20 protein-coding genes are annotated in these 22777 nt (G+C 59.5%); 8 read left to right on the top strand and 12 right to left on the bottom strand.

Annotated features, from left to right (window positions below):
* Positions 1-139: 139 nt before the first annotated feature.
* The 4 genes from ACR3E6_RS14390 to ACR3E6_RS14375 all read right to left on the bottom strand — a co-directional run bounded on the left by ACR3E6_RS14390 (position 140) and on the right by ACR3E6_RS14375 (position 5315).
* Positions 140-1798, bottom strand: coding sequence for a tetratricopeptide repeat protein (locus ACR3E6_RS14390; protein WP_480487716.1), 1659 nt, complete (start codon positions 1796-1798; stop codon positions 140-142).
* Positions 1799-1856: 58 nt separating this feature from the next.
* Positions 1857-3065: a multidrug effflux MFS transporter gene (locus tag ACR3E6_RS14385; RefSeq protein WP_210092429.1), complete on the bottom strand. Its 1209-nt coding sequence runs from the start codon at positions 3063-3065 to the stop codon at positions 1857-1859.
* A gap of 76 nt (positions 3066-3141) precedes the next feature.
* Positions 3142-3801, bottom strand: coding sequence for a DsbA family oxidoreductase (locus ACR3E6_RS14380; protein ID WP_171632123.1), 660 nt, complete (start codon positions 3799-3801; stop codon positions 3142-3144).
* Entirely contained in the window at positions 3798-5315 is a 1518-nt protein-coding gene (locus ACR3E6_RS14375; protein ID WP_480487713.1) for a class I adenylate-forming enzyme family protein, read from the bottom strand. Before ACR3E6_RS14375 ends, ACR3E6_RS14380 begins: the two co-directional genes overlap by 4 nt.
* Before the next feature lie 64 nt (positions 5316-5379).
* On the opposite strand from ACR3E6_RS14375, the gene ACR3E6_RS14370 reads away from it, so the two are divergent.
* Positions 5380-6003 (top strand): helix-turn-helix domain-containing protein, encoded by a 624-nt coding sequence (locus ACR3E6_RS14370; RefSeq protein WP_171167898.1) that lies wholly within the window; start codon positions 5380-5382, stop codon positions 6001-6003.
* Here the strand turns inward: ACR3E6_RS14370 and ACR3E6_RS14365 are convergent.
* Entirely contained in the window at positions 5992-6231 is a 240-nt protein-coding gene (locus ACR3E6_RS14365; protein WP_170344111.1) for a hypothetical protein, read from the bottom strand. The two genes, ACR3E6_RS14370 and ACR3E6_RS14365, sit on opposite strands and share 12 nt — an antisense overlap.
* Positions 6232-6316: 85 nt before the next feature.
* Here ACR3E6_RS14365 and ACR3E6_RS14360 point away from each other — a divergent pair, with 85 nt between their 5' ends.
* Positions 6317-6844, top strand: coding sequence for a hypothetical protein (locus ACR3E6_RS14360; RefSeq protein WP_480487711.1), 528 nt, complete (start codon positions 6317-6319; stop codon positions 6842-6844).
* Here the strand turns inward: ACR3E6_RS14360 and ACR3E6_RS14355 are convergent.
* Positions 6790-8607, bottom strand: coding sequence for an extracellular solute-binding protein (locus tag ACR3E6_RS14355; RefSeq protein WP_480487709.1), 1818 nt, complete (start codon positions 8605-8607; stop codon positions 6790-6792). The genes ACR3E6_RS14360 and ACR3E6_RS14355 overlap by 55 nt on opposite strands.
* Positions 8608-8903: 296 nt before the next feature.
* On the opposite strand from ACR3E6_RS14355, the gene ACR3E6_RS14350 reads away from it, so the two are divergent.
* Complete coding sequence (locus ACR3E6_RS14350) at positions 8904-9677, top strand: 3-hydroxybutyrate dehydrogenase (RefSeq protein ID WP_210092427.1); 774 nt, start codon at positions 8904-8906, stop codon at positions 9675-9677.
* A gap of 64 nt (positions 9678-9741) precedes the next feature.
* Positions 9742-10767 (top strand): patatin-like phospholipase family protein, encoded by a 1026-nt coding sequence (locus tag ACR3E6_RS14345; RefSeq protein ID WP_171632136.1) that lies wholly within the window; start codon positions 9742-9744, stop codon positions 10765-10767.
* Here ACR3E6_RS14345 and ACR3E6_RS14340 read toward each other — a convergent pair whose 3' ends face one another.
* The 3 genes from ACR3E6_RS14340 to ACR3E6_RS14330 all read right to left on the bottom strand — a co-directional run bounded on the left by ACR3E6_RS14340 (position 10768) and on the right by ACR3E6_RS14330 (position 13311).
* On the bottom strand, positions 10768-11445 hold the full coding sequence (locus ACR3E6_RS14340; protein WP_152458130.1) for a DUF502 domain-containing protein: 678 nt from the start codon (positions 11443-11445) through the stop codon (positions 10768-10770). It abuts the gene before it with no gap.
* 64 nt (positions 11446-11509) lie between these two features.
* Entirely contained in the window at positions 11510-12421 is a 912-nt protein-coding gene (locus ACR3E6_RS14335; RefSeq protein ID WP_209832966.1) for a pseudouridine-5'-phosphate glycosidase, read from the bottom strand.
* On the bottom strand, positions 12418-13311 hold the full coding sequence (locus ACR3E6_RS14330) for a PfkB family carbohydrate kinase (protein WP_152458128.1): 894 nt from the start codon (positions 13309-13311) through the stop codon (positions 12418-12420). Before ACR3E6_RS14330 ends, ACR3E6_RS14335 begins: the two co-directional genes overlap by 4 nt.
* A 171-nt stretch (positions 13312-13482) precedes the next feature.
* Between ACR3E6_RS14330 and ACR3E6_RS14325 the strand changes: the two genes are divergently transcribed.
* A complete protein-coding gene (locus ACR3E6_RS14325) occupies positions 13483-14625 on the top strand; it encodes a HupE/UreJ family protein (protein ID WP_480487706.1) in 1143 nt (380 codons plus the stop codon).
* On the opposite strand, the gene ACR3E6_RS14320 is transcribed toward ACR3E6_RS14325, so the two are convergent.
* Positions 14622-15242: a thiamine phosphate synthase gene (locus tag ACR3E6_RS14320; RefSeq protein ID WP_171632147.1), complete on the bottom strand. Its 621-nt coding sequence runs from the start codon at positions 15240-15242 to the stop codon at positions 14622-14624. The two genes, ACR3E6_RS14325 and ACR3E6_RS14320, sit on opposite strands and share 4 nt — an antisense overlap.
* A gap of 155 nt (positions 15243-15397) precedes the next feature.
* Here ACR3E6_RS14320 and ACR3E6_RS14315 point away from each other — a divergent pair, with 155 nt between their 5' ends.
* Genes ACR3E6_RS14315 through ACR3E6_RS14305 form a run of 3 tightly spaced genes read left to right on the top strand, consistent with a single transcriptional unit; the run spans position 15398 to position 18820 of the window.
* A complete protein-coding gene (locus ACR3E6_RS14315; RefSeq protein ID WP_171632149.1) occupies positions 15398-16141 on the top strand; it encodes an RNA methyltransferase in 744 nt (247 codons plus the stop codon).
* Between the two features lie 59 nt (positions 16142-16200).
* Positions 16201-17349, top strand: a complete 1149-nt coding sequence (gene ctaA / locus ACR3E6_RS14310; RefSeq protein ID WP_480487703.1) for a heme A synthase — start codon at positions 16201-16203, stop codon at positions 17347-17349.
* A 1-nt stretch (position 17350) separates the two neighbouring features.
* Entirely contained in the window at positions 17351-18820 is a 1470-nt protein-coding gene (locus ACR3E6_RS14305; RefSeq protein WP_480487701.1) for a carboxypeptidase M32, read from the top strand.
* 321 nt (positions 18821-19141) lie between these two features.
* On the opposite strand, the gene trhA is transcribed toward ACR3E6_RS14305, so the two are convergent.
* Together trhA and gyrA are read right to left on the bottom strand one after the other, a co-directional pair.
* Positions 19142-19804, bottom strand: coding sequence for a PAQR family membrane homeostasis protein TrhA (gene trhA, locus ACR3E6_RS14300; protein ID WP_171632157.1), 663 nt, complete (start codon positions 19802-19804; stop codon positions 19142-19144).
* Between the two features lie 131 nt (positions 19805-19935).
* Complete coding sequence (gene gyrA, locus ACR3E6_RS14295) at positions 19936-22662, bottom strand: DNA gyrase subunit A (protein WP_171632161.1); 2727 nt, start codon at positions 22660-22662, stop codon at positions 19936-19938.
* Between the last annotated feature and the right edge of the window lie 115 nt (positions 22663-22777).

Genomic DNA, 22777 nt, shown 5'->3' with positions numbered 1-22777 from the left:
GGCAAGATGGGGCTCTGCCCCCGCTGCGCGTTCCGCGCATCTCCCCCGGGATATTTGCGGCCAGATGAAGTCACGGATCCCAGCTTCATCTGGCTGAAAATATCCCCGCCGGAGGCATCGCGCGGCAGCGCGATCCCGCCTATACTCGCATTGCAGCCTGCGCGCAGAAGCAAGACGCTGCAACCGCCCGATCAGCACGGGCCAGAGCCAGATCCAGGCGTTGTTTGACCTGTCGCATTTCAACATCTTCCCCGCGGGCTTTGAGACAATCGTACAGTCCCTTCAGGCTCCAGACGTTGTCGGGATGGATCGAAGCGCGGCTGAGCGAGCCGCCAAGGCCAAGATCTTCGCGATAGACGGCTTCTGCTTCTGCCGCATGACCTTGTTCGAACAGCAATGCGCCAAGCGCGTGGCGGGTGGGCTGCATCCAGCCCCAGGGTTCGTCATAGGGCAGGGTGTCGTCCAGTTCGACCGAGCGGCGCAGATGGGCAAAGGCGATTTCGAAATTGCCTTTTCGGTACTCGATCTCACCGCGCAGCATCTCCCCCGCGATTTCCAGCAGGTCGATCACACGATTGTTGTGCAACCTGCGTGTTTCCGGAACGCATTCCCTGGCTGCGAGAAACAGGTTCTCTTCCGCTTCGGCATGGACAACATCACCCGTTGCGGCATGCGCGATGGCGCGGGCGTAGTGGGTCGTGGCCGTCAGGGTCCGGTAGAGATCCGGATCGGAGGGCAGCTCCAGCGCCTTGGCCTCTTCCCAGCGGCCAAAGCGGATCAGGATGTGCGGCCCCATGGACATGTAGCTTTCGAAGTAATCCGCCATTGGGGGACTTTCGATGCGCAGCATCTCCTCTGGCGTTGTATCCCACAATCCCTGATTGGCGCGTAGGGCAGGTTCAATCTGACCTAGAAACAGCGCGCCATAGATGGCGAAGTGATAATTGTGTTGGCGGTATCCGGTGTAGATATTGAACGCGCCTTCGCGTTCGTAATACTTCAGATCCGCATCCGAGGCTTTTTCGTTCCACTGCACCACATTGTGATAATGGCCGCACAGCACGTCAATATGTGTCGGCATATGCACCAGGTGCCCCGCATCGGGCACCAATGTGCGCAGGACATCACCGGCTTTCAGAGCTTTTTCCGGCGTGGGCGACATCTCCATCAGGTGAACATAAAGATGCAGCAGGCCGGGATGTGACATGGCGGCCGGATCGTTGGCCATGGCCCATTCCAACGCCTCTTGCGCTTCAAGCGTTGCAGCGCCTTCTGCTGGTTGGCCGGTTTTCAGGTCCCACATTTTCCAGGGTGTCAGGTTCAAAAGCGCCTCGACGTAGATCGCGCGCAGGTCCGCATGATCGCGGTGCGCAGCGAAGGCTGCGCGCATCGCTTCGGCAAAATCGTGATCCCACCGGTGCATGTCCTCTGCCGGATCTCGTTGCGGATAGCGCGCACGGAGGGCTCGGATCAGAGCTTGCTCGACGGGCGTACAGCCGTCTGCCAATCGAAGGGCGTTTTGCATGGCATCATAAGCCAGCGCCAGCGCCTTGCGGCGTCCCCGCTCGTCCTGCAAGTCCCATGGCAGGTTGTAATTCGGCCCCGCCGCGTAGGCGACGCCCCAATATGCCATGGCGCATTGGGGGTCGTGTTCAGCTGCGCGCTGGAAACAAACCACGGCTTCTTCGTGATTGTACCCATAGGTCCAGTTCAGGCCGCGGTCGAACCACAGCTGAGCCTCGGGAACGGAGGTCGTTACCGGACAGGAATAGCTGCCCAGATCATAGTATTCACGCATCAGAAGCCCTCCGCTTGGTTCACGTCGAGGGTAGCGTGTTTCTGACGAGTCGCACAGATCAGGCTGGCAGACGTTCTTCAACGCGGCCCATGTGCAGCATAAGCCCGAAGGCCAGAATGCACATGCTCAGGATGCCGAAGGTCAAAGGCGTGATCGAACCGTCGAACAACAGCCCGATCGGGGCGGCGATGGCAGCGGCCAGCACCGTCGAAATCGATCCGATGACCGAGGCTGCCATTCCGGCAATATGCCCCATCGGCTCCATCGCGATGGCGTTCAGGTTGCCCAGCGTCACGCCGGCCATGAAAAACACCATGGTTTGCCAGAACACGAACAATGCGAACGAGGCGTCTGGCGAAAGATGCGCGGCGTTCAGGGTCATGACAAAGGTGGTAATCAGGATTTGCCCCCCCAGCGCCCATGTCACCATCCGGCGCATGCCCACACGCACCACTAGTGCCGCGTTCAGCAAACTGGCCGACCCGGACATCAGCGCCACGAACCCGAACCAGAACGGAAAGCTTTCGGCGCGGTCATGGATAACGTCATAAACGGGCTGAACCATTGTCAGCATGGTGAACAGCACCCCCATGCACAGGGTCTGAACCATGATCGAAAGGCGCACGGTCGGATGCGAGAACATTTCCTTCGTGGCCGAGAACATCAACGGAATGCGAAAGGGGCGACGGTTTTCCCGGGCCAGAGATTCCGGCAACCGAACGCCCATCCAGAAAATGATGATCAACGCAAACAGAATGAAAGACACAAAGATCCCGCGCCATCCGAACAAAGCGATTACTCCGGCGCCCAGCATCGGTGCCGCCGCGGGTATCAACGTGAAAATCATCATCGCGATTGAGATGATCCGCGCCATTTCGCGGCCTGAATACAAGTCGCGGATGATCGCCATGGCCACCACGCGCGGACCTGCGGCGCCCAGGCCTTGAACCACACGTGCAATCAAGACCAGTTCCAGTGAAGAACTGGCCCATGCGACAGCAGACGCCGCAATGTACAAAGCCGCGCCGCCGTAAATGACCGGCTTGCGTCCCAGCGCATCCGAAAGCGGGCCGGTGAAAAACGTGCCGATCCCCATGCCCAACACAAATGACGTCAGGATCAGTTGGGCACGGTTAACGTCATCGGGGCTGAGCTGCGCGCCGATCTCGGGCAACGCAGGCAGCATCGAATCGATCGAAAAGGCTATGGTGGCGAACATCATTGCAATCAGTGCAATGAATTCCGCCTTCGACATGCGATTGGCCATGAAGACCTCCTAACCCGTTCGCGCTATCACGGCGGGTCGGCATAGGCCAGACTGGAAATTTGCACAGACCTCTGTGCTATTCTGCAGGGGAAGCCTCAAGTTGAGACATGATTTCAGCGATCACTTTCTCCCACATTTCAGGAGGTTGGGCGCCGGGAACCGCATGTTGATTGGCGACAATGAAGGTCGGGACCGAGCTCACACCCATTTTGCGGGAATGAGCATCGCGATTGCGGATATCCTCGCGGTCGGCGTCTGATTTCAGCAGCTTCATGACCACGGCGGCGTCCATTCCGGCGCTGTCCGCGATATCGGCCAAGACTTCGTGGTCGCCGATGTCGCGACCCTGCACGAAATAGGCGTCAAACAGCGCATCGACGACGGCATTCTGCTTGCCTTCGATGCCAGCCCAATGGATCAGGCGATGCGCATCCAGCGTGTTGGGGGTACGTTTCATGGCCTCGAAGTTGATGTTCAGACCGGCCTTTTCGGCGTGTTCCACCACCGGCGCATAGGCGCGAACCGCGCCGTCCTTGCCGCCGAACTTGCGCTCGAGATACTCGCGCCGATCCATTCCCGCATCCGTCATGTCAGGATTCAACTGGAACGGATGCCATTCAATGACAAAGGGGTGGTCGGGTACGTTGGCCAGTGCCTTGTCCAGTTGAGTCTTGCCGATATAGCACCACGGGCAGATCGGATCGGACAGGATGTCGAGCTTGACGGTCTGGGTCATTTTGTTGGTGCCTCGAAATAGGCCGGCAGCGCCCGGCGCAGGAGTTTGCCGTTTCCGCCGGTCGGCAGGGAGGGCAGATGGATGAAGGCGCGTGGTTGTTTGTAACGCGCCAGGTTGGCTTCGACATAGGTGCGCAAGGCCGCATCGTCCAGCTTTTCCGGGCCCGTATAGAAGGCCGCTATCACAAATGTGTCCGGTTTGACCTCGACCGCGGCGGCGCCGACCTGAGTGATGCCCGGAAAGCGGGACAGGGCGGCTTCGACCTCGACCGGGGACACGCGATAGCCACCCGCGTTCATCATATCGTCGTCGCGGCCCAGATAGCTGATCTGACCATCCACGGCCATGACGCCCTGATCGCCCGTCAGAAACCACTCTCCCTGCATCCGCGTTTCAACCTCATCGGGTGCGTTGAGATAGGTCAGCATCAAACCGGGGTCAGAGCGGTGAATGGCGATGGTGCCTTCTTGGCCCTTTGGCACCGGACCGTCCGGACCAAGGATCGCCACACGACGCCCGGGTTGCGGTTGTCCTAATGCGTCGCTGCGCGCGGGGTGATCCGGGCTGGAGGAAATGAAGGTAGAGCATTCGGACATGCCATAGGCTTCGAACAACTCGGTGCCGGTGGCCTTTCGCCATTGTTCGTGCAGCGCGCGCGACAGTTTCTCACCCGCGCACAAGCCGTGGCGCAGGTCAGGCAGCTCCACCCGATCGCACCCTTGCACCATCTTGCGATAGACCCCGGGGGCCGCTGCAAAGATCGTTGCGCCATGCTGGCGCAGCAGGGCAGGCAGGGCCGTGATTTTGGTGCCGGGCGCGGGGATCAGGGCAGTTGCGCCCATGGTCCATGGATCCATCAGACCGGTGCCCAGCGTATAGGTCCAGTTGAATGCTCCGGCGTGACACAGCCGGTCGGTCTCGCGCAGACCATACCAGCCATCGACCATCATCTGCCGCGCCCAGATTGCTCGGTGGGCATGGGCCACGGCACGAGGCTTGCCCGAGGTTCCAGAGGTATAGACGACATAGGCCATACGTTCCGGATCGCCCATGTCAAATTCTGCCGGGGGCAGGTTTCGCATGGCTTTCAACGCGTCCAGCCCGATCTGTTTGGAATGCGAGGCGCAGGCGACGCCCGGATCACGCAGAATCACCGCCGGAGAAAGCTCGTCGATCATCTTGGCGGTTTCGGGTTCCGTCAGTTGTGACGATGTCGGCACCGGTACGATGCCCACGGCAATTGCCCCCAGATAGGCAATCGGGAAATCCACCGTGTTTCCCAGCCGCATCAGCGCGATATCACCAGGTTTCAACCCGGCCCGCAGCAACCCCATGCCTGTGCCCAGCACAGCCGCTTTCAGATCGCGATAGGTCCAGTCTTGCGCGCCGTTCGGGCGCAATATCGACAAAGCCACTTTATCCGGCGCGTGATCGGCGCGGCCCAGAACATGGGCCGCCAGATTGAATGGCGTGGGGCAGGGTGCGGGCGACCCCTGATCGAAGATTGACAACATGGCCTCTGGCTATCGCGCCGCCTGCCGCGTTGCAAGCATGGCTGGCCGGGCCTATAGAAGGGTCATGAGCACTCAAGATCCCAAATCTCTGATCCGAATTGCCCGCGATTCTGGCGACCATACCGAAGTCGAACCCTTGGACCTTGGCGCCCGTGTGCGAGAGCTGCGCAAAGCGCGGGAATGGACATTGGAACAGGCCGCCAGTCAGGCCGGATTGGCACGCTCGACCCTCAGCAAGATTGAAAACGGGCAGATGTCGCCGACTTACGACGCGCTCAAGAAGCTTGCGACCGGGCTGGAGATTTCTGTTCCGCAACTGTTTACGCCGCCCCAGCGCGATCAGGTGATCGGACGCATGGCGATCACCCGTGTGGGCGACGGCACGGCTCATGCCACCACCACCTATGAGCATGAGCTGCTGGCCGAAACCCTGACCAAGAAACAGATGCTGCCCTATCGTGCGCGGGTCCGCGCAAGATCAATGGATGAATTTGACGGCTGGGTGCGCCATGACGGCGAAGAATTTATGTATGTGCTGACCGGTGTCGTCAAGCTTTACACCGAGTTTTACGAGCCGGTTGAGATGCGCAGAGGGGACAGCGCGTATTACGACGGCAGCATGGGCCACAACGTGATTTCCGTCAGTGACGAAGACGCGACGATCCTTTGGGTTACATCACTTGCCTAAAGCGGTTCTGCTGAATTCCCGGTTCAGCCCTTCGGTGAACAGGAAATCTTCGACCTCTTCATGCGCCTCATTCATCGTAAGTTGGTGACGTTCGGCCAAATAGGCTTCAAACCCTTTTCGATCCTTCAACACGCGCATCATGTCCTTGTCACGTAGGTTCGGAAAACGCCGCTTTGCGCGTTCGCATGCCGCATTCCAGTCGTTTGTAAGATCGGTCCAGTTCATCATCAATGAGCTTCCCTTAGCAACGATTAGGACTGCTCTCCCCCACACCAGAGTACGGACAGGGTGCCGCCACGTAAGACATGACAAAATGTCGCAGCGCTGGACCGCGCTTTTTTCAAGGGGATTTGTGCCCGCTGCGAAGTTTCCGCAACGGGCCGACGGGCCTACATTTGGTGTGAGTGGTGGCGGGCCCGGTTGTTCTGTAATCCGCAGCGCCATATTATCCCGGCAGGCAGAGAGGCGGGGTCATCGCCAGCTCAAAATTAAGCCTAAATGCCCAATTTATATGCATATTTTCCAGAAAAGTAAAATTGTTTGTGGGTGTTTCTTTCCGGATCGCTTGCATGTGACGATGCTGGACGCTGATTACGATGCTTCCAATGCGGCCAAACGATATCTTGTGTGGGATGGTAATGTGCTGAAATTTGCCGATTGGCGGAAATTTCCCGAGCGCTGTTTGTATGAAATTGCTGGCACTTTAAGCTTCCGTCTTTCGGAAACTTCAGTTGGAAAGACCAGCCGGATTCACATGTACAACGGCTGGTCTTGGGTTTGCGCCTTTTACTGGGCGTCGTACCACCAGACTTCGGGCATGTATTGCGGACCGTCGCCATAGATGGGCAGAGTTTCCGGGTGCTTCAGCTCTTTGACATGCGCGATGCGCCCGATGTCAAAGCTCCAGATCGGGATGACATAGCGGCCTGCGGTCAGTACCCGGTCCAGCGCGCGGGTGGCCGCGGTAAAGTCATCGCGGGTTTTTGAGGCCAGCATGGCATCGATCATGGCATCAACTGCGGGCGAAGATACGCCCATCAGGTTACGAGTGCCGGGGGCATCGGCAGTTTCGCTGCCCCAATAAAGACGCTGTTCATTGCCAGGAGACAGGGAAAGCGCCCGGCGGAACGTCGTGACGTCAAAGTCCAGCTCAGACGTGCGCCCGACATATTGGGCATTGTCGACCTGTTCCGTCGTGACCCCGATGCCGAGACGTTCCAGCGCGCGGGAATAGATCTCGACCACGGTTGCCATCTCGCTGTCACCCTGTTGCAGCAGGAAAGTCATCTGAAAGGCATCACCATTTGCATTGCGCAGCACGCCTTCCTGAACGGTCCAGCCTGCCTCGGCCAATAGTCCCGCGGCCTTGCGGAGGTTTGCCCGGTTCCGGGCCGATCCGTCGCCTTTCGGCAGTTCATACCCTTCCAGCGTGCCGGGCAACAGGATGTCAGCATAAGGAAGCAACAGATCTTTTACCCGCCCCTGGGCCGGGCCAGGCTGCATGGCAAGGTCGGACCCCGAGAAATAAGACGCGATCCTTGGTTGCGCACCACCGGTTACCGTGTCGTTGATGAATTCGAAGTTGAACGCAAGCGTCAGCGCTTCGCGCACGCGCCAGTCGTCGAACGGAGCCTTTCTTGTGTTCATCACGAACCCGGTCATTCCCGAAGGTTTTCCATGCGGAATTTCGGTCTTGATGACATCGCCGCGCTGCACGGCGGGAAAGTTGTATTGCGTGTCCCATTTGTCGGCGTTGAATTCACGCACGGCTGAAAGCTCTCCGGCTTTGAACGCTTCGAACAAGACGCTGCCGTCGCCGTAGAATTCGATCCGCAGCTCATCAAGGTTCATGGTGCCGCGGCGAAACGGGATGTCGTTCCCCCAATAGTCCGGATTGCGTCGCAGATTCACAAAGCGTCCCGCTTCGTAGCTTTCAATCACGTAGGGGCCGGTTCCAATCGGCACATCATGCAGTTGTGCATCCGCGAAATTCTTGCCCTCCCATTGCGCTTTTTTCAGGATCGGGCGCATCCCGGCCAGCAGCGCAAGCTCTCGGTCGGGTTCATTGAACGTGATACGCACCGAACGCGGGCCGGTTTGTTCGATACTTTCGATCTTGCCCCATAGACCGCGATAGCGCAGATGCCCCTGCGTGCCCAACGTTTCGTAAGACCAGATAACATCATCGATCGTGACCGGACTACCGTCGGAAAACCGCGCCTCCTCCCGCAGGGTGAATTCGACCCAGGACCGGGCTGGATCGGTCTCAACTGATTCGGCTAACAGCCCGTAAAGTGTGAAAGGTTCGTCCCAGGACCGCCCCATCAGGCTCTCGTGGGTCCAGAACGGCAATTGCCATGGCGAGGTGCCTTTTTGCAAAAACGGGTTCAGGCTGTTAAAGCCGCCAGTGTTTCCGAACACGGCGTTGCCGCCTTTGGGCGCATCCGGGTTGGCGTATGGGAGGGACACAAAATCCGGTGGTAGGGCCGGGTCCCCATACATAGCTATGCCATGAGACGATTCTGCATGGGCGACAGAGATCACGAAAATGGTGGCGATTCCTGCCACAAGTGATCGAAACGGACGGAGAAAATCCGGGCTCATTTTGGAAACAATCCTGCTCTGGCCTTATTTTGTTGGTATTCACCGTAGTGATGATTTTTCTTATTATCAAACTTTTAGCTTGGACCAAGGCGCAGAATTGCTTATAAAGGTTGCACTGCTCGATAGGTTTCTTGCCTGTATGAAACCTGCCTCAATAACTTAACGCCCGCTTCGTGCGGGCGTTTTTTTGCCTGTGGAAGTCTCAGGCCGGTATTCCAATCCCACATGTTTCCCCGTTTTCTTTGCAGGTGCAGCATGGCATGGTGCGCCTGATCAACGCTTGAGGGAGAATGGACATGAGCCTGTCCGGCAAAACGGCAATCATCACGGGATCAAATTCGGGCATTGGCCTGGGCGTCGCACGCGAGCTGGCCAAGGCCGGTGCCGATGTGGTTCTGAATTCCTTTACCGATCGCGATGAAGATCACGCGCTTGCCGCGCAGATTGCGAAAGAGACCGGAACCAATGCGCGCTACATCAAGGCCGACATGTCCAAGGGCGAGGAATGCCGATCCTTGATCGAACAGGCGGGGTCTTGTGACATTCTGGTGAACAATGCCGGGATTCAGCATGTCTCACCGATTGACAAATTCCCGGTTGATAAATGGGATGCGATTATCGCAATCAACATGAACTCGACCTTTCACACAACGGCGGCCGCGTTGCCGATGATGCGCAAGGCAGGTTGGGGACGTGTGGTGAACATCGCCTCGGCCCACGGTCTGACGGCATCCCCTTTCAAGGCGGCATATGTTGCGGCCAAGCACGGCGTGGTGGGAATGACCAAGACCGTAGCGCTGGAAACTGCGCAGGAACCGATCACCTGCAATGCCATCTGCCCGGGATATGTGCTGACGCCGCTGGTCGAGTCCCAGATTCCCGACACGATGAAAGAATACAACATGAGCCGTGAGGACGTTGTGAAGAACGTTCTTTTGGAACGGCAACCGTCCAAGGAATTCGCCACGGTCGAACAACTGGGTGGAACGACTATCTTCCTGTGTTCGGACGCGGCCGCTCAGATCACCGGAACCACAATTTCCGTCGATGGTGGCTGGACCGCGCTTTGAGGTTTTGCGGGGGAGCTGCCCCCACACCCCCAGAGTATTTTGGAAAAGATGAAGGGGTTGCGGCATGAAGCGGATCAATCTGGCTTTGCAGGGGGGTGGGGCGCATGGGGCGTTCACCTGGGGTGTGCTCGACCGGCTGCTGGACGAGGACGACATCGAGGTCGCTGCCATTACCGGAACTTCCGCAGGGGCGCTGAACGGTGCGGCCTACAAATCTGGTATGGTTCATTCCGGGCGCGAAGGCGCGCGGGCACGCCTGGACGGGTTGTGGAAGCGCATGGGCGCTATTGGCGACATGCGCTTTGCCAACTGGTTTCGCGGCCTTGAACCGGCGGCCATTGCGCAGGCGATGGAATATTCGGTGCCGTTTTCGATTGGGGATGCCTGGTCGCGGATGGTGTCGCCCTATGCGTACGGGCCGTTCTACAGCAACCCTTTGAAGCCGGTGGTGGACAGGTTCAATTTTGACGAGGTGTGCGCAGATGAAGGCCCGCGACTGTTTGTGTGTGCCACCTGCGTACGCAGCGGCAAGATCCGCGTCTTTACCGGCGACGAAATCAGCACCGACGCCATCCTGGCCTCGGCCTGTTTGCCGACCCTGTTCAAGGCGGTTGAGATTTTCGACCCGAAGACAAACCGGACCGAAGCCTATTGGGACGGAGGGTATACCGGCAATCCGGCGCTCTATCCGCTGTTCAACGATGATTTGCCGGATGACGTGGTGATCGTGAACATCAATCCGCTGGAGCGTGACGAAGTTCCGATCACGCCGCAGCAAATCCAGAACCGGATCAACGAGATCAGCTTCAACTCATCCCTGTTTCGCGAGTTGCGGGCGATCAGCTTTGTCCAGCGGTTGTTGAAAGAAGGCAAGCTGACAGCCGGAGAGATGAGCCGCGTTCTGGTTCACATGATTGCAGATAACGACTTGATGAACAGCCTGTCTGTTGCCACCAAAACCGTGCCCAATCCGGTCATTCTGCACAAGCTGAAACAGGCCGGACGGAACGCCGCAGACGGTTTTCTTGCCAACCACAAGAAGGATTTGGGCCAGACCAGCACAATTGATCTGCCTGCGATGTTCAGCTGATCACTCGGGCGGCTGTGTCGGATCTTTTCCATTCGGATAGACAAGCCCCGCCGAAATCACCAGTTTGGCGGCGTCTTCGATGCTCATGTCCAGCAGGATCACGTCTTCTGCGGGGAAGAACAACAGAAACCCCGATGTCGGGTTGGGTGTCGTGGGTACGAATACGCTCAGCAGTTCGCCACCGGTTTCGGCGCGTTGGCTGACCTCCCCCTTGGCGCTGGTCGAGACAAAGCCGATGGCCCAGATCCCGCGACGCGGGTACTGGATCAGGCAGGCTTTTTCGAAAGAACGCTCGGTCTGGGCAAACACCGTTTCCGAAATTTGCTTGATCCCGGAATAGACCGAGCGCACGACGGGCATCCGGTCAACAACGCTTTCGGCGAAGTGGATCAGGGAACGGCCCAGAATGCCCTTGGCGATCCAGCCGACCAGAACGGTGAAGATCAGGAAGATCACCACGCCCACGCCGCGCAGGTTGATGCCCACGTATTGTTCGGGCTGGAACTGTTGGGGCACCAGCGGCAGAACCGCACTGTCTATCCAGCCGACCACGGACCAGATCAGCCAGACCGTCAACCAGACAGGCGCAATGACCACGATGCCCGTCAGAAAGGACGCGCGCAGCCGTGAAAGCATGCCCGGGCGGCGGTGAGGCTCTTCGTCGAAGGGTGTATTCATTGCGGTTCCGAATGGTTTCCGGATTTAGGTAGTCAATCCACGGCCTTGGTACAATAGGTTAACGTCACCTCTGTTTGACGAGCGCTTGCGCGATCTTGGACGCCAAACGCGCATTGTTTCGAACAAGGGCGATGTTGGCGACCAATGACCGGCCTTCGGTCTTTTCAAAGATACGTTGCAGCAGATAGGGGGTCACGGCTTTGCCGGTGATGCGATGGGCATCTGCATCTGACTGGGCTTCGGCGATGATGGGGGCCAATTCCTCGGCCGGGATTTGATCGGCGGCTGGAATCGGGTTCGCCACCAACTGCCCGCCGGGCAGACCCAGCGCGCGGCGGGTCGTGTGGGCTTTGGCGATGGCATCGGCACTGTCCATGCGCAGGGGCGCGTTAAAGGGCGACTTTGCCGACCAGAACGCAGGAAACTCGTCCTGGCCATGTGAGATCACAGGCACGCCCAGCGTTTCCAGAACCTCAAGCGTTTTGGCGAGGTCCAGGATGGCTTTCGCCCCGGCTGCGACGACGGTCACGGGCGTATGGCCAAGCTCGTGCAGATCGGCAGAGATGTCGAAGGTGGTCTCGGCCCCCTGATGCACGCCGCCGATACCGCCGGTGGCAAAAACCTCGATCCCGGCATAGTGCGCGGCGATCATCGTGGCGGCAACGGTGGTGGCCCCGGTGCCACCTGTCGAGATGCACGCCGCCATGTCCGCGCGCGAGATCTTGGCAACGCCTTGGGCCTGACCCAGCCATTGCAGCTGATCCTGCTCCAGCCCGACATGCAATTTGCCTTCGATCACGGCCATGGTTGCAGGAACCGCACCCGCATCGCGGATGTCCTGTTCGACCTGAGCCGCGACTTCGATGTTCTGCGGATAGGGCATCCCATGGGTGATGATGGTGCTTTCCAGCGCAACGATGGGCAGGCCCGCGTCCTTGGCGGCGCGAACCTCGGCAGAGTATTTGATGTCGATCACAGTGGGGTTTCTCCGGAAACGTAGGTTGCAGCGGCGTGCAGGGCGCGGGTCAGGGCCTCGTCACTGGATGCACCGCCGGATTCTGAGGCGATATGGGCCGCCATGAAAGTATCCCCGGCACCGGTCACGCGGGTGACCAGAACGGCAGGGGGTGTTTGCGTCAGGATTTCTGTCGAGCTGCCGATGGTTGCCGAATTGCCGCCATCGGTGACCAGCACCCGCAGCGCGCCGCGATCCAGAAGGCCTTTGGCCGCGGATTCGGAATCGGTGAATTCACGCTGGCACAGGATACCGGCCTCTTCGAGGTTTACATAGAGCGTGGCGCGAGCATGTTTCAGGAACGGCAGCAGACGTTCGGCCTTGCCCGGCGATGCCGGGGCCACGCGCAGATCCGCACGCGCAAAAGCAGGGCTTTGGGCAATTTCTTCCAGCAGGTCCAGTGTCAGGTTGCCATCCAGTGCGATCGGGCCCTCAAATGGGGCGTTCTCATAGCCCAGAGGTCCGTGCATCAAAGGGTGCAGTATCTTTGCGCCCGCGGCCTCCAGCGAATGCGCGTCGGCAATCGCCGCGATCAACCCGTTCGCACCTTCGACGGCCATATAGCGGTCAGTCGGCAAATCCTGCGACCGATAGATGTGATCCGTCACCATGCCGAGGCGCGAACAGGCATGGACAAGCTCGTCGCCTTCCGGATCGCGGCCAATGGCGGTCAGCAGGGTGGGTGTCATGCCGAAACGTACCAGTGTCATGGCAATGTTCATCGCAACGCCACCGGGCAGGCGGGTGATCCGGCCCGGCACGTCCGAGCCCTGTCGCATGGCGCTGGCCGATCGGCCGATCACGTCCCACAGGACCGAGCCGATGCACAGGATATTGGTGTTCTGAGTCATACGGGACGTCATGCCGCAGCGGTGTTGCCCGTGCAAGCCGGAACGTCATCGCAACAAGAGATTCCCGACCGGCCTGGGCCGATATGGCCTTTGGGCTTGCGATCCGTGGCCTTCGCGGGAACAATCAAAAGCAATGATTGGTGATTTGATTTTCCTGTTGGAGCGTTTCGTATGAATGGCCCCGTCTTCCGTGCCATCCTCCGAGCCCTCAATACCTGCGCCCTGAGTATTATCCTTCTTCTGACTTTGCATCCGGGACCCGTAAAAGCGCAAACTGCCCCGTCGACGGTCATTGATTTCTGGGTCAAGGATGACACTCTGTTTCTCGAGGTGAAACTGAACGCCGAGGCCATGCTGGTCGGTGCCGATCCGACACAACCCGACGCTTATTCCGGCAATTCGAAGTACCGATCTCTGCGGCGCATGGTGTCGTCGGAACTGGAACCCCAGATCAGAAATTTCGTTCAGGTCTGGAGGCAGAACCTTGTGGTCGAAGCGTCTGAACGCCTGGACCTGTCTTATGAAGGTGTGCGTATTCCCGTGGTGGGGGATGCCGAAAAAGCGCGTGTTTCCAGATTGTTGTTGACCGCTCCTTTGTCGGATCAAGCATCTAACCTTCGCCTGACCTGGCCGCTGCACAGCGGGTCAGTCGTGCTTCGCCAGCAAAAGGTTGTGGCCCCGTATACAGGCTTTCTGGCGGCCGGAGAAATCAGCCCACTGATCCCGTTGCAGGGCGGGGCATCGCTGACGACCGAGCAGACACTGCAGACGTATTTCGCCAAGGGGATCAGCCGATTTGTTCAAAGCCCCCTCAAGCCATCCATCCTTGTTCTGACACTCGTGATGCTGACGCTGAGCCTGCGGCCTGTGATGTCTCAGGTGGCGTTTTTGGCAGCAGGGGTTTTTGTCGGGCTCGGGTTGGGCATGTACGGCGTGCTGGACGTACCAGAAAACATGCAGGATCAGGCCTTGGTGGCTGCGATCATCATTCTGGCGTTATGGAACCTGGTGGCCCGGCACTTGCAGGTCTGGCGCCTGTTGGCCGTGCTTGCCGCAGGCTGTGTTTACGGATTGGCACTGGCTTCGGATTTGACAAAGATCGGGGTGCCGCCCGATCATCTGGCTCCGGCTGTTTTGGGGTTTGGTGTCGGGAATCTAGTTCCTGTCGTCTTTGTGGCTGTTCTGGCCTTTGCCTGCGCGCTTTTGCTTGCAGGCGGGTCACACAGAAAACGAGGCCGGATTTCGGTTCTGACCTCGATGCTGATCGCCGGGATCGGCGTGTATTGGATGGCTGAACCCTGGTTGCTGGCTTAAGATATTGCCGCCAGCAGCTTGTTCAGCGCACCCAGCGGGTCGTCATCGCCCCAGATCTCGTCCCCGATGCCGAAGAAATCGGTGCAGGGGGCCAGATCGCCGATCAATTCGGGCGTCAGGCCGCCTTCGGCCACGACCGGGACTTCGATCATCTCGGACCACCATTGGAACAGATCTTTTTCGGCGCGGGTTCCGTCGCCCAACGTGGCGGTGCCAACGGGGCCGAAGGCCACATAATCTGCGCCGTGTTCGCCTGCCGTCATGCCGTCATGGCTGGACGCGCCGCAGAAGCTTCCGACGATCGCATCCGGACCCAGCTCCTTGCGCGCGGCACGGACCGAACGTGCGCCGTCATCCATGTGCACCCCGTCCAGCCCCAGACGTTGCGCCAGCAGCACGTGGTTTGAAATTACGATGGCCACGTCGCGGGCGTGGGCCACTTCGCGGCAGGCATCAGCGGCACGGGCGATGGTGTCTTCGTCGTTGCCAGCCAGCGCCAGGCGGATGCAGGCGATCTCGGCCCCGTCCAGAACCGATGCCAGTTTGGCCGGAAACGTGCTCAGCTCGATGGTCGGAGGCGTTATCAGGTAAATCTGCGGCTGCTCGGGGGTGTCCATGGGCGCGTCCTTCGGTTTTTGGTCTTTGGCGCGGTTTAGCGGATTGCGGCGGGGAAGCAAACTTTTATGGCCGAGACCACGCAAATTCCAGCCCCAGCGCCTTGCCCTGCAAGAGCCTGCCGATTACAGCAGGCCAAGTTTTTACAAGGTGAACCATGCCCAGCGACAAATCCCAGCCTTCCTTCGTGCTTGTTCGCCCGCAGATGGGTGAGAATATCGGTGCCGCCGCCCGGGCGATGTGGAACTTTGGACTGGACCGGATGCGCATCGTGGCGCCCCGCGACGGCTGGCCAAACCCCAAGGCGGTGGCCATGTCCAGCGGTGCCGGCCGGTTGCTGGACGAAGCGCAGCTGTTTGACGATCTGGCCGGATCGCTGGCCGACAGCACTTTTGTCTTCGCCACCACTGCACGGCAACGCGGGCTGACAAAACCCGTCTACAGCCCCGAGCGCGCCATGCAGATCGCCGCTGAAAAGGTCGCGGCGGGCGAAAAGGTTGCGGTTCTGTTCGGCCCCGAACGCGCGGGGTTGGAGAACGAAGACATCGCCAAGGCAAATGCAATCATCTCGGTGCCCGTGAACCCGGAATACGCGTCGCTGAACCTGGGCCAATGCGTCTTGCTGACCGCTTATGAGTGGATGCGCCAGACCGGCGACGTGGTGCATGAATCCACCGATTTGGGCAAGGGGGACTGGGCCACGGGGATTGAAGTTGAGAAACTGGTGGAACACTACGAGGACCGGCTGGAAGAGGCCGGGTTCTTCTATCCCCCTGAAAAGGCCGAGGGCATGAAAACCAACCTGCGCAACCTGTGGTCGCGGATGCGGATGACGCGGGCCGACGTGCAGATGCTGCATGGGATCATGCGGCAGATGGTCCGCTGGAAAGACAAAGGCTGAGGCTGGACCTATCTTCCACCAAGCCCTAGCTTGCGACGAAATCAGGACATGAGGACAGCATGAGCGGTAAGCGCAGCATCTTCGAAGAGGTCTCGGACACCGAAAAACAACAGGCCGTTCAACCCGGTATGATCGACCGGGGGCGTGGCGGTGCGCGTAAGGCAATTCGTGCCTGGCTGATGATCCTGTTCGCTTTGGTCGTGGTGATGATCGCTGTCGGCGGTCTGACGCGGCTGACTGACAGCGGGCTGTCGATCACTGAATGGCGTCCGATTACAGGGGCGATCCCGCCGATGTCCGAGGCCGACTGGCAGGCCGAGTTCGACAAGTACAAGCAGATTGACCAGTGGCGCATTCAGAACCAGTGGATGCAGTTGAGCGACTTCAAAACCATCTATTGGTGGGAATGGGGGCATCGCCAACTGGGCCGCGTGATCGGGCTGGTCTGGGCCACCGGTTTCCTGGGCTTCCTCGTGACCCGCAAGATACCCACGGGTTGGACCGGCAAGCTGCTGATCCCCGGCCTTCTGGGCGGTGTGCAGGGGGCTGTCGGCTGGTGGATGGTCGCCTCGGGTGTGACGCAGGGCGAGGGGATGACCGCCGTCGCCAGCTATCGCCTGGCCACCCATCTGGGACTGGCATTCGTCATTCTCGGGTTCCTCGCCTGGTATATATTCGAGCTTGGCCGGGAAGAACGTGACCTGATGCAGGCGCGTCGCATGAAGGAAGCGAAACTGTTCTCGTTGTCCACCGGCCTGATGCATTTCGCCTTTTTGCAAATACTTATTGGCGCGCTTGTCGCCGGGATCGACGCTGGTCGGTCTTATACCGACTGGCCGCTGATCGGCGGGCAGCTGTTGCCGCCGGATGCCACCGCGTTGGAGCCGATGTGGCGCAATTTCTTCGAAAGCCCGGGGCTTGTGCAGTTCATTCACCGCTGCGCAGGTTACCTGTTGTTCATCTTTGCGATTGTCGTATGGCGCCGCGGCGGCGCCAGCGCGCATCCTCAGACGCGCTTCGCCTTCAACGCGGCTTTCGCGGCCCTGTCGGTGCAAGTTGTCGTCGGTATCGTGACCGTCGTCTACGGAGCGCCGTGGCAGATCGCCATCTTCCACCAGTTCATGGCCGTTGTCGTCTGGACCCTGATCCTGCGCGCGCGGTTCCTCACTGCATATCCAATCGCAACATCTGTACGCGGAGTAAATTAACATGACCGCTTTCGACGAACTGATGGCTTTTCAGCGTGAAACCTCGGCATTGGGCCAGATTGCCGGACGATTGGGTTGGGATCAGGAAACCGTCATGCCGCGCGGGGCCGCGCCTCAACGCGCCGAGGAAATGGCAGCGATCGAGGCCGTCCTGCACGCGCGCCGATCGGATCCGCGCGTTGCAGAGTGGCTGGATCAGGCCGCGCCACAGGATGAAGTCGGAAAGGCGCAGCTTCGGGAAATCCGGCGCGCCTATGATCGGGCGGTCAAGGTGCCCGCTGATCTGGCCACGGCGATTGCCCGGACCACGTCCGCCGCACAGGGAACATGGGCACAGGCGCGCGCGGATGAAGATGTCTCGGCCTTCGTTCCCGTGCTGGAAGAGGTCGTATCGCTGAAGCGTCAGGAAGGCGAGGCGCTGGCACAGGGCGGAGACGTCTATGACGCCATGGTCGAGGATTATGAACCCTATACGACCGGCGCTCAGATCGCGGCCATTTTTGATGAAATGCGCCCACGTCTTGTGGCCTTGCGTGCGGCCGTTCTGGAACGCCCGGAACCTGCCGCGCTGACCGGAAGCTTTGACGAGCTGACCCAAATGCGGCTTACGCAAAAACTGGCGGTCGCCTTCGGCTATGACCTCAACAACGGCCGTGTCGACAAGGCGGTTCACCCGTTCAGCTCGGGTTCGGGCCTGGATGTGCGCATCACCACGCGAACCAGCGAAACGGACCCGTTCAACTGCTTTTATTCCACCATTCACGAGGTCGGCCACGCGGCTTACGAACAGGGGATCGACCGCGACTACCTGCTGACGCCGCTGGGGCGCGGCGTGTCCATGGGTGTGCATGAAAGCCAAAGCCGGATCTATGAAAACCAGCTTGGCCGTTCGCGTGCGTTTACGGGATGGTTGTTCGATCAGATGAAAGACGCATTCGGCGATTTCGGAATTGCCGATGCAGATGCTTTCTACGCTACCGTCAACCGGGTTCATAACGGTTATATCCGGACCGAAGCCGATGAAGTGCAATACAATCTGCACATCATGCTTCGCTTCGATCTTGAGCGCGCTCTGATGGCCGGGGGCTTGCAGGTCAGCGAGCTGGAAGCGGCGTGGAATGACCGGTTCAAGGCCGACTTCGGTTATGCGGTCGACAAACCGTCGAACGGCTGTTTGCAGGATGTGCATTGGTCGGTTGGACTGTTCGGTTATTTCCCGACCTATTCGCTGGGCAATGTCTATGCAGGATGTCTGTATCAGGCCCTGCGAGCAGCGGCGCCGGGGCTGGATGCCCAACTGGCAGACGGCGACACATCTGGCGCAACTGCTTGGCTGCGCGAACACGTCCAGCAGCACGGCGGGCTTTATGCCCCGCGCGAGATTATCCGACGGGCGAGTGGAGTAGAGCCGGGACCCGAACCTTTGCTGGACTATCTGGAACAGAAGTTCAGCGGATTGTACGGGCTGTGACAGCATGAATCGGTAGCCGATTGGTAAGGTTTCTCGCCATTTGCGTTGCAACATTGGCTTTGGCTTGACCATTTCGGTGATCGGTTATGAGGCCGGGCATGGCGTTCCAAGTGGCTGGAGCGATCTGATGCTTGACTGGTTTGAGACGGTGAATGCCTTGGAATAGGGGCTTCCAACACAAAACTGGACTGGTGAAGACGGAGAGATGGTCGCGGGACATGCCGCGCAATTTGTCTTCGGCTTCACGCGGAACCCTTTATTGGGCGACGCCAACTCTCGTTTTGCGCAAACTTTTTCCCTGACAAACACGAACAGGTTATCCTAAACGACCTGAACCAGTTCGATTCGGGCCGCGACGGCTGCAAAGAACAAAACGCTGCCGACCAACACAAATACGTGCCAGATCGTATTGTGGAACGGCAGCCAGTCCAGCAGGTAGAAGGCGACCCCGGCCGTGTACACGAGCCCTCCGGCAATCATCAGCGTGACGATTGTGGGGGACAGGTCTGCCAACATGGATTGCCCGGCCCAGACCACCGCCCAACCCATCAATAGGTATAACGCAAGCCCGAACCAGCGGAACCGGTTTGGGTCTAACATCTTGAGAACTGACCCAAGCGTTGCCGAGGACCACAACCCGAGCAACAGCCCGGGGGACTGAGCACCGGACAACAGTAAAAACGGCGTATAGGTCCCTGCGATCTTGACGTAGATGCCGGAATGATCGAGCCGTTGCAGAAACCCGCGCCATTCCTTGCTTTCGATCATGTTGTACAACGCAGAAAACGTCAGCATGAGTATCAACGTCACCCCGTAAATCGAGGCACCCAGTACCGCAGATTGATCATACCGGTAATTGATGGTCATCGTGATCAGCAAGGGAACCGCAATCAACGCACTCGAGACACCGAGCACATGGACCACCCCGTCGCTGATACGTTCTGTGCGGCTGTAAGCTGGTCGGATATGTGCAAATGACCACATATGAAAAAGCTAGGCGTCAGAATGGCTTCGGGCAAGCGGATCATCCCGAGAGCTATCGATATCGTGATCCAGAATGACAAAACGCCCGCAGAGCGAGCGTTTTGTTTCATATCCGTAATTAAGCGTGAGGATTATTCTTCGGTTTCCTCATCACCCTGATCGGCGATCCGGGCGACGCTGACGACCTCTTCGCCCTTGCCGGTGTTGAACACTTTGACCCCGCCGGCGCTGCGCGAGCGGAAAGAGATGCCGTCGACCGGAACCCGGATCGACTGTCCCTTGGAGGTGGCCAGCATGATCTGATCGTCGATTTCGACCGGGAACGAGGCCACCAGCGGGCCGCCCCGCATCGCCTTGTCCATCGCCATCACGCCCATGCCACCACGGCCGCGCACCGGATAGTCATGCGACGAGCTGAGCTTGCCGGACCCCTTGGCCGTGATGGTCAGGATCAGGTTCTCGGCCGCCGACATCTCGGCATAGCGTTCCTGCGGCAGGATGCTGTCGGCATTGCCGCCATCCTCGTCGGCGTCGGTGTCGTCGGTCACGCCGGCCATCAGGCGGCGCATTTTCAGATAGGCGGCGCGCTCGTCGGGGGTGGCCTCGAAATGACGGATCACCGACATCGAGACCACGCGGTCGCCCGCGTTCAGTCGGATGCCCCGCACGCCGGTCGATTTGCGCCCCTTGAACACCCGCACGTCTGTTGTGGAGAAACGGATCGCCCGGCCGGAGTTGGTGACCAGCATCACATCGTCATCGTCCGAGCAGATGCGCGCGTTGACCAGTTCCACGCCCTCGGGCAGGTCCATCGCGATCTTGCCGTTGCGCTTGACGTTAGTGAAGTCGCTCAGCGCGTTGCGACGCACGTCTCCGGCGCTGGTGGCGAAGACGATCTGAAGGTTTTCCCATTCTTCATCCGGCACATCGACCGGCATGATCGCCGCAATGGAAACGCCGGTGGGAATCGGCAGGATGTTGACGATCGCCTTACCCTTGCCGGTGCGCCCCGACTGGGGCAGGCGCCAGGTCTTGAGCTTGTAGACCATCCCGTCGGTGGTGAAGAACAGAAGCTGGGTGTGCGTATTGGCCACGAAGAGGGTGGTGACCACGTCCTCTTCCTTGGTCTGCATGCCCGACAGCCCCTTGCCACCCCGCTTTTGCGCGCGGAAATCGGCAAGCGGCGTGCGCTTGATATAGCCGCCCGAAGTCACGGTCACGACCATGTCTTCGCGCTCGATCAGGTCCTCGTCTTCCATGTCGCCCGACCAGTCGACGATCTCGGTGCGGCGCGGTACCGCGAATTGTTCGCGGACGCTGCGCAGTTCATCAGCGATGATGCCCATTATGCGTTCGCGCGAGGACAGGATATCCAGGTATTCCTTGATCTTTGCGGCCAGGTCTTCCAGCTCGTCCGTGACCTCTTTGACGCCCAGTTGCGTCAGGCGTTGCAGGCGCAGGTCAAGGATGGCGCGGGCCTGAACCTCGGTCAGGTTATAGGTCCCGTCGTCGTTCATCTTGGACAGCGGATCGTCGATCAGGCGCAGATAGTCCGCGATGTCGGCGGCCGGCCAGCGCCGGGTCATCAGCTTTTCGCGTGCCTCGGCCGCGTCGGCCGAAGACCGGATCGTGGCCACGACCTCGTCAACGTTCGATACCGCCACGGCCAGACCGCACAGGATATGGCTGCGTTCCCGCGCCTTGCGCAGGTCAAAGGCGGTGCGGCGGGCAACGACATCTTCGCGGAAATCGATGAAGCTGGTCAGGAAACGGCGCAGGGTCAGCTGCTCGGGGCGGCCGCCGTTCAGCGCCAGCATGTTGCAGCCGAACGAGGTTTGCATAGGCGTGAACCGGTACAGCTGGTTCAGCACCACCTCGGGCGTTGCGTCGCGTTTCAGCTCGACCACCACCCGTACGCCGTTGCGGTCGGATTCGTCCTGAACATGGCTGACGCCTTCGATGCGCTTTTCGCGCACGGCTTCGGCGATCTTCTCGATCATCGAAGCCTTGTTCACCTGATAGGGGATCTCATCCACGATGATGGCATAGCGATCCTTGCGCAGCTCTTCAACGCGGGTCTTGGCGCGGATGATTACGCTGCCGCGGCCTTCCAGATAGGCCTTGCGCGCGCCGGATCGGCCCAGCATCACGCCGCCGGTCGGGAAATCGGGGCCGGGAACGTATTCGATCAGTTGCTCGGACGTCAGGTCCGGGTCGTCGATCAGGGCCAGCGTCGCGTTAACCACTTCGCCCAGGTTGTGCGGCGGGATGTTGGTGGCCATGCCCACGGCGATACCGCCGGCGCCGTTGACCAGCATGTTGGGGAAACGGGCGGGAAGGACAGTCGGTTCCTTGTCCTTGCCGTCGTAGTTGTCCTGGAAATCGACCGTCTCTTTCTCGATATCCGCCAGCAGGGCTGCGGCGGGCTTGTCCATCCGCACTTCGGTGTAACGCATGGCCGCCGGATTGTCGCCGTCCATCGAGCCGAAGTTGCCTTGACCATCCAGCAGCGGCAGCGACATCGAGAAATCCTGCGCCATCCGCACCAGCGCATCATAGATCGCGCTGTCGCCGTGGGGGTGATACTTACCCATCACGTCACCCACCGGACGGGCCGATTTGCGATAGGCCTTGTCATGGGTATTTCCGGTCTCGTGCATCGCATAGAGGATGCGCCGATGCACCGGTTTCAAACCGTCGCGCAGATCGGGGATCGCGCGGCTGACGATGACCGACATCGCATAGTCCAGATAGGACGTGCGCATCTCGGATTCGATCGAGACCGTCGGGCCGTCATAGACAGGGCGCTCGGGCGGGGTTTCATCCATGTTTTCGGGGATTTCTGGCGTATCGCTCACGTAAACTGCCCGTATTTTGTGCTGGGTCTATATCTTGTGGATGCACCTTATCAGACCCGGCACATAAGGTGCAAGCAAGCAGCGCTCCCCAAGGTTCGAATCCTCGGTAACACCC

The sequence above is a fragment of the Ruegeria sp. AL3 genome, assembly GCF_056536065.1.
Note: the sequence above shows the minus strand (reverse complement) of the source record. Positions and strands in the feature narration are given on the sequence as shown.

Coding starts and splice junctions, on each gene's coding strand:
- ACR3E6_RS14390 (WP_480487716.1), bottom strand. CDS start 1,798: ATGCGTGAATACTATGATCTGGGCAGCTATTCCTGTCCGGTAACGACC.
- ACR3E6_RS14360 (WP_480487711.1), top strand. CDS start 6,317: ATGTCGCAGCGCTGGACCGCGCTTTTTTCAAGGGGATTTGTGCCCGCT.
- ACR3E6_RS14315 (WP_171632149.1), top strand. CDS start 15,398: ATGCCCAGCGACAAATCCCAGCCTTCCTTCGTGCTTGTTCGCCCGCAG.
- ACR3E6_RS14320 (WP_171632147.1), bottom strand. CDS start 15,242: ATGGACACCCCCGAGCAGCCGCAGATTTACCTGATAACGCCTCCGACC.
- ACR3E6_RS14370 (WP_171167898.1), top strand. CDS start 5,380: ATGAGCACTCAAGATCCCAAATCTCTGATCCGAATTGCCCGCGATTCT.
- ctaA (WP_480487703.1), top strand. CDS start 16,201: ATGAGCGGTAAGCGCAGCATCTTCGAAGAGGTCTCGGACACCGAAAAA.
- ACR3E6_RS14345 (WP_171632136.1), top strand. CDS start 9,742: ATGAAGCGGATCAATCTGGCTTTGCAGGGGGGTGGGGCGCATGGGGCG.
- ACR3E6_RS14305 (WP_480487701.1), top strand. CDS start 17,351: ATGACCGCTTTCGACGAACTGATGGCTTTTCAGCGTGAAACCTCGGCA.
- ACR3E6_RS14355 (WP_480487709.1), bottom strand. CDS start 8,607: ATGAGCCCGGATTTTCTCCGTCCGTTTCGATCACTTGTGGCAGGAATC.
- ACR3E6_RS14350 (WP_210092427.1), top strand. CDS start 8,904: ATGAGCCTGTCCGGCAAAACGGCAATCATCACGGGATCAAATTCGGGC.
- ACR3E6_RS14340 (WP_152458130.1), bottom strand. CDS start 11,445: ATGAATACACCCTTCGACGAAGAGCCTCACCGCCGCCCGGGCATGCTT.
- ACR3E6_RS14380 (WP_171632123.1), bottom strand. CDS start 3,801: ATGACCCAGACCGTCAAGCTCGACATCCTGTCCGATCCGATCTGCCCG.
- ACR3E6_RS14325 (WP_480487706.1), top strand. CDS start 13,483: ATGAATGGCCCCGTCTTCCGTGCCATCCTCCGAGCCCTCAATACCTGC.
- ACR3E6_RS14330 (WP_152458128.1), bottom strand. CDS start 13,311: ATGACTCAGAACACCAATATCCTGTGCATCGGCTCGGTCCTGTGGGAC.
- ACR3E6_RS14375 (WP_480487713.1), bottom strand. CDS start 5,315: ATGTTGTCAATCTTCGATCAGGGGTCGCCCGCACCCTGCCCCACGCCA.
- ACR3E6_RS14365 (WP_170344111.1), bottom strand. CDS start 6,231: ATGATGAACTGGACCGATCTTACAAACGACTGGAATGCGGCATGCGAA.
- ACR3E6_RS14385 (WP_210092429.1), bottom strand. CDS start 3,065: ATGGCCAATCGCATGTCGAAGGCGGAATTCATTGCACTGATTGCAATG.
- trhA (WP_171632157.1), bottom strand. CDS start 19,804: ATGTGGTCATTTGCACATATCCGACCAGCTTACAGCCGCACAGAACGT.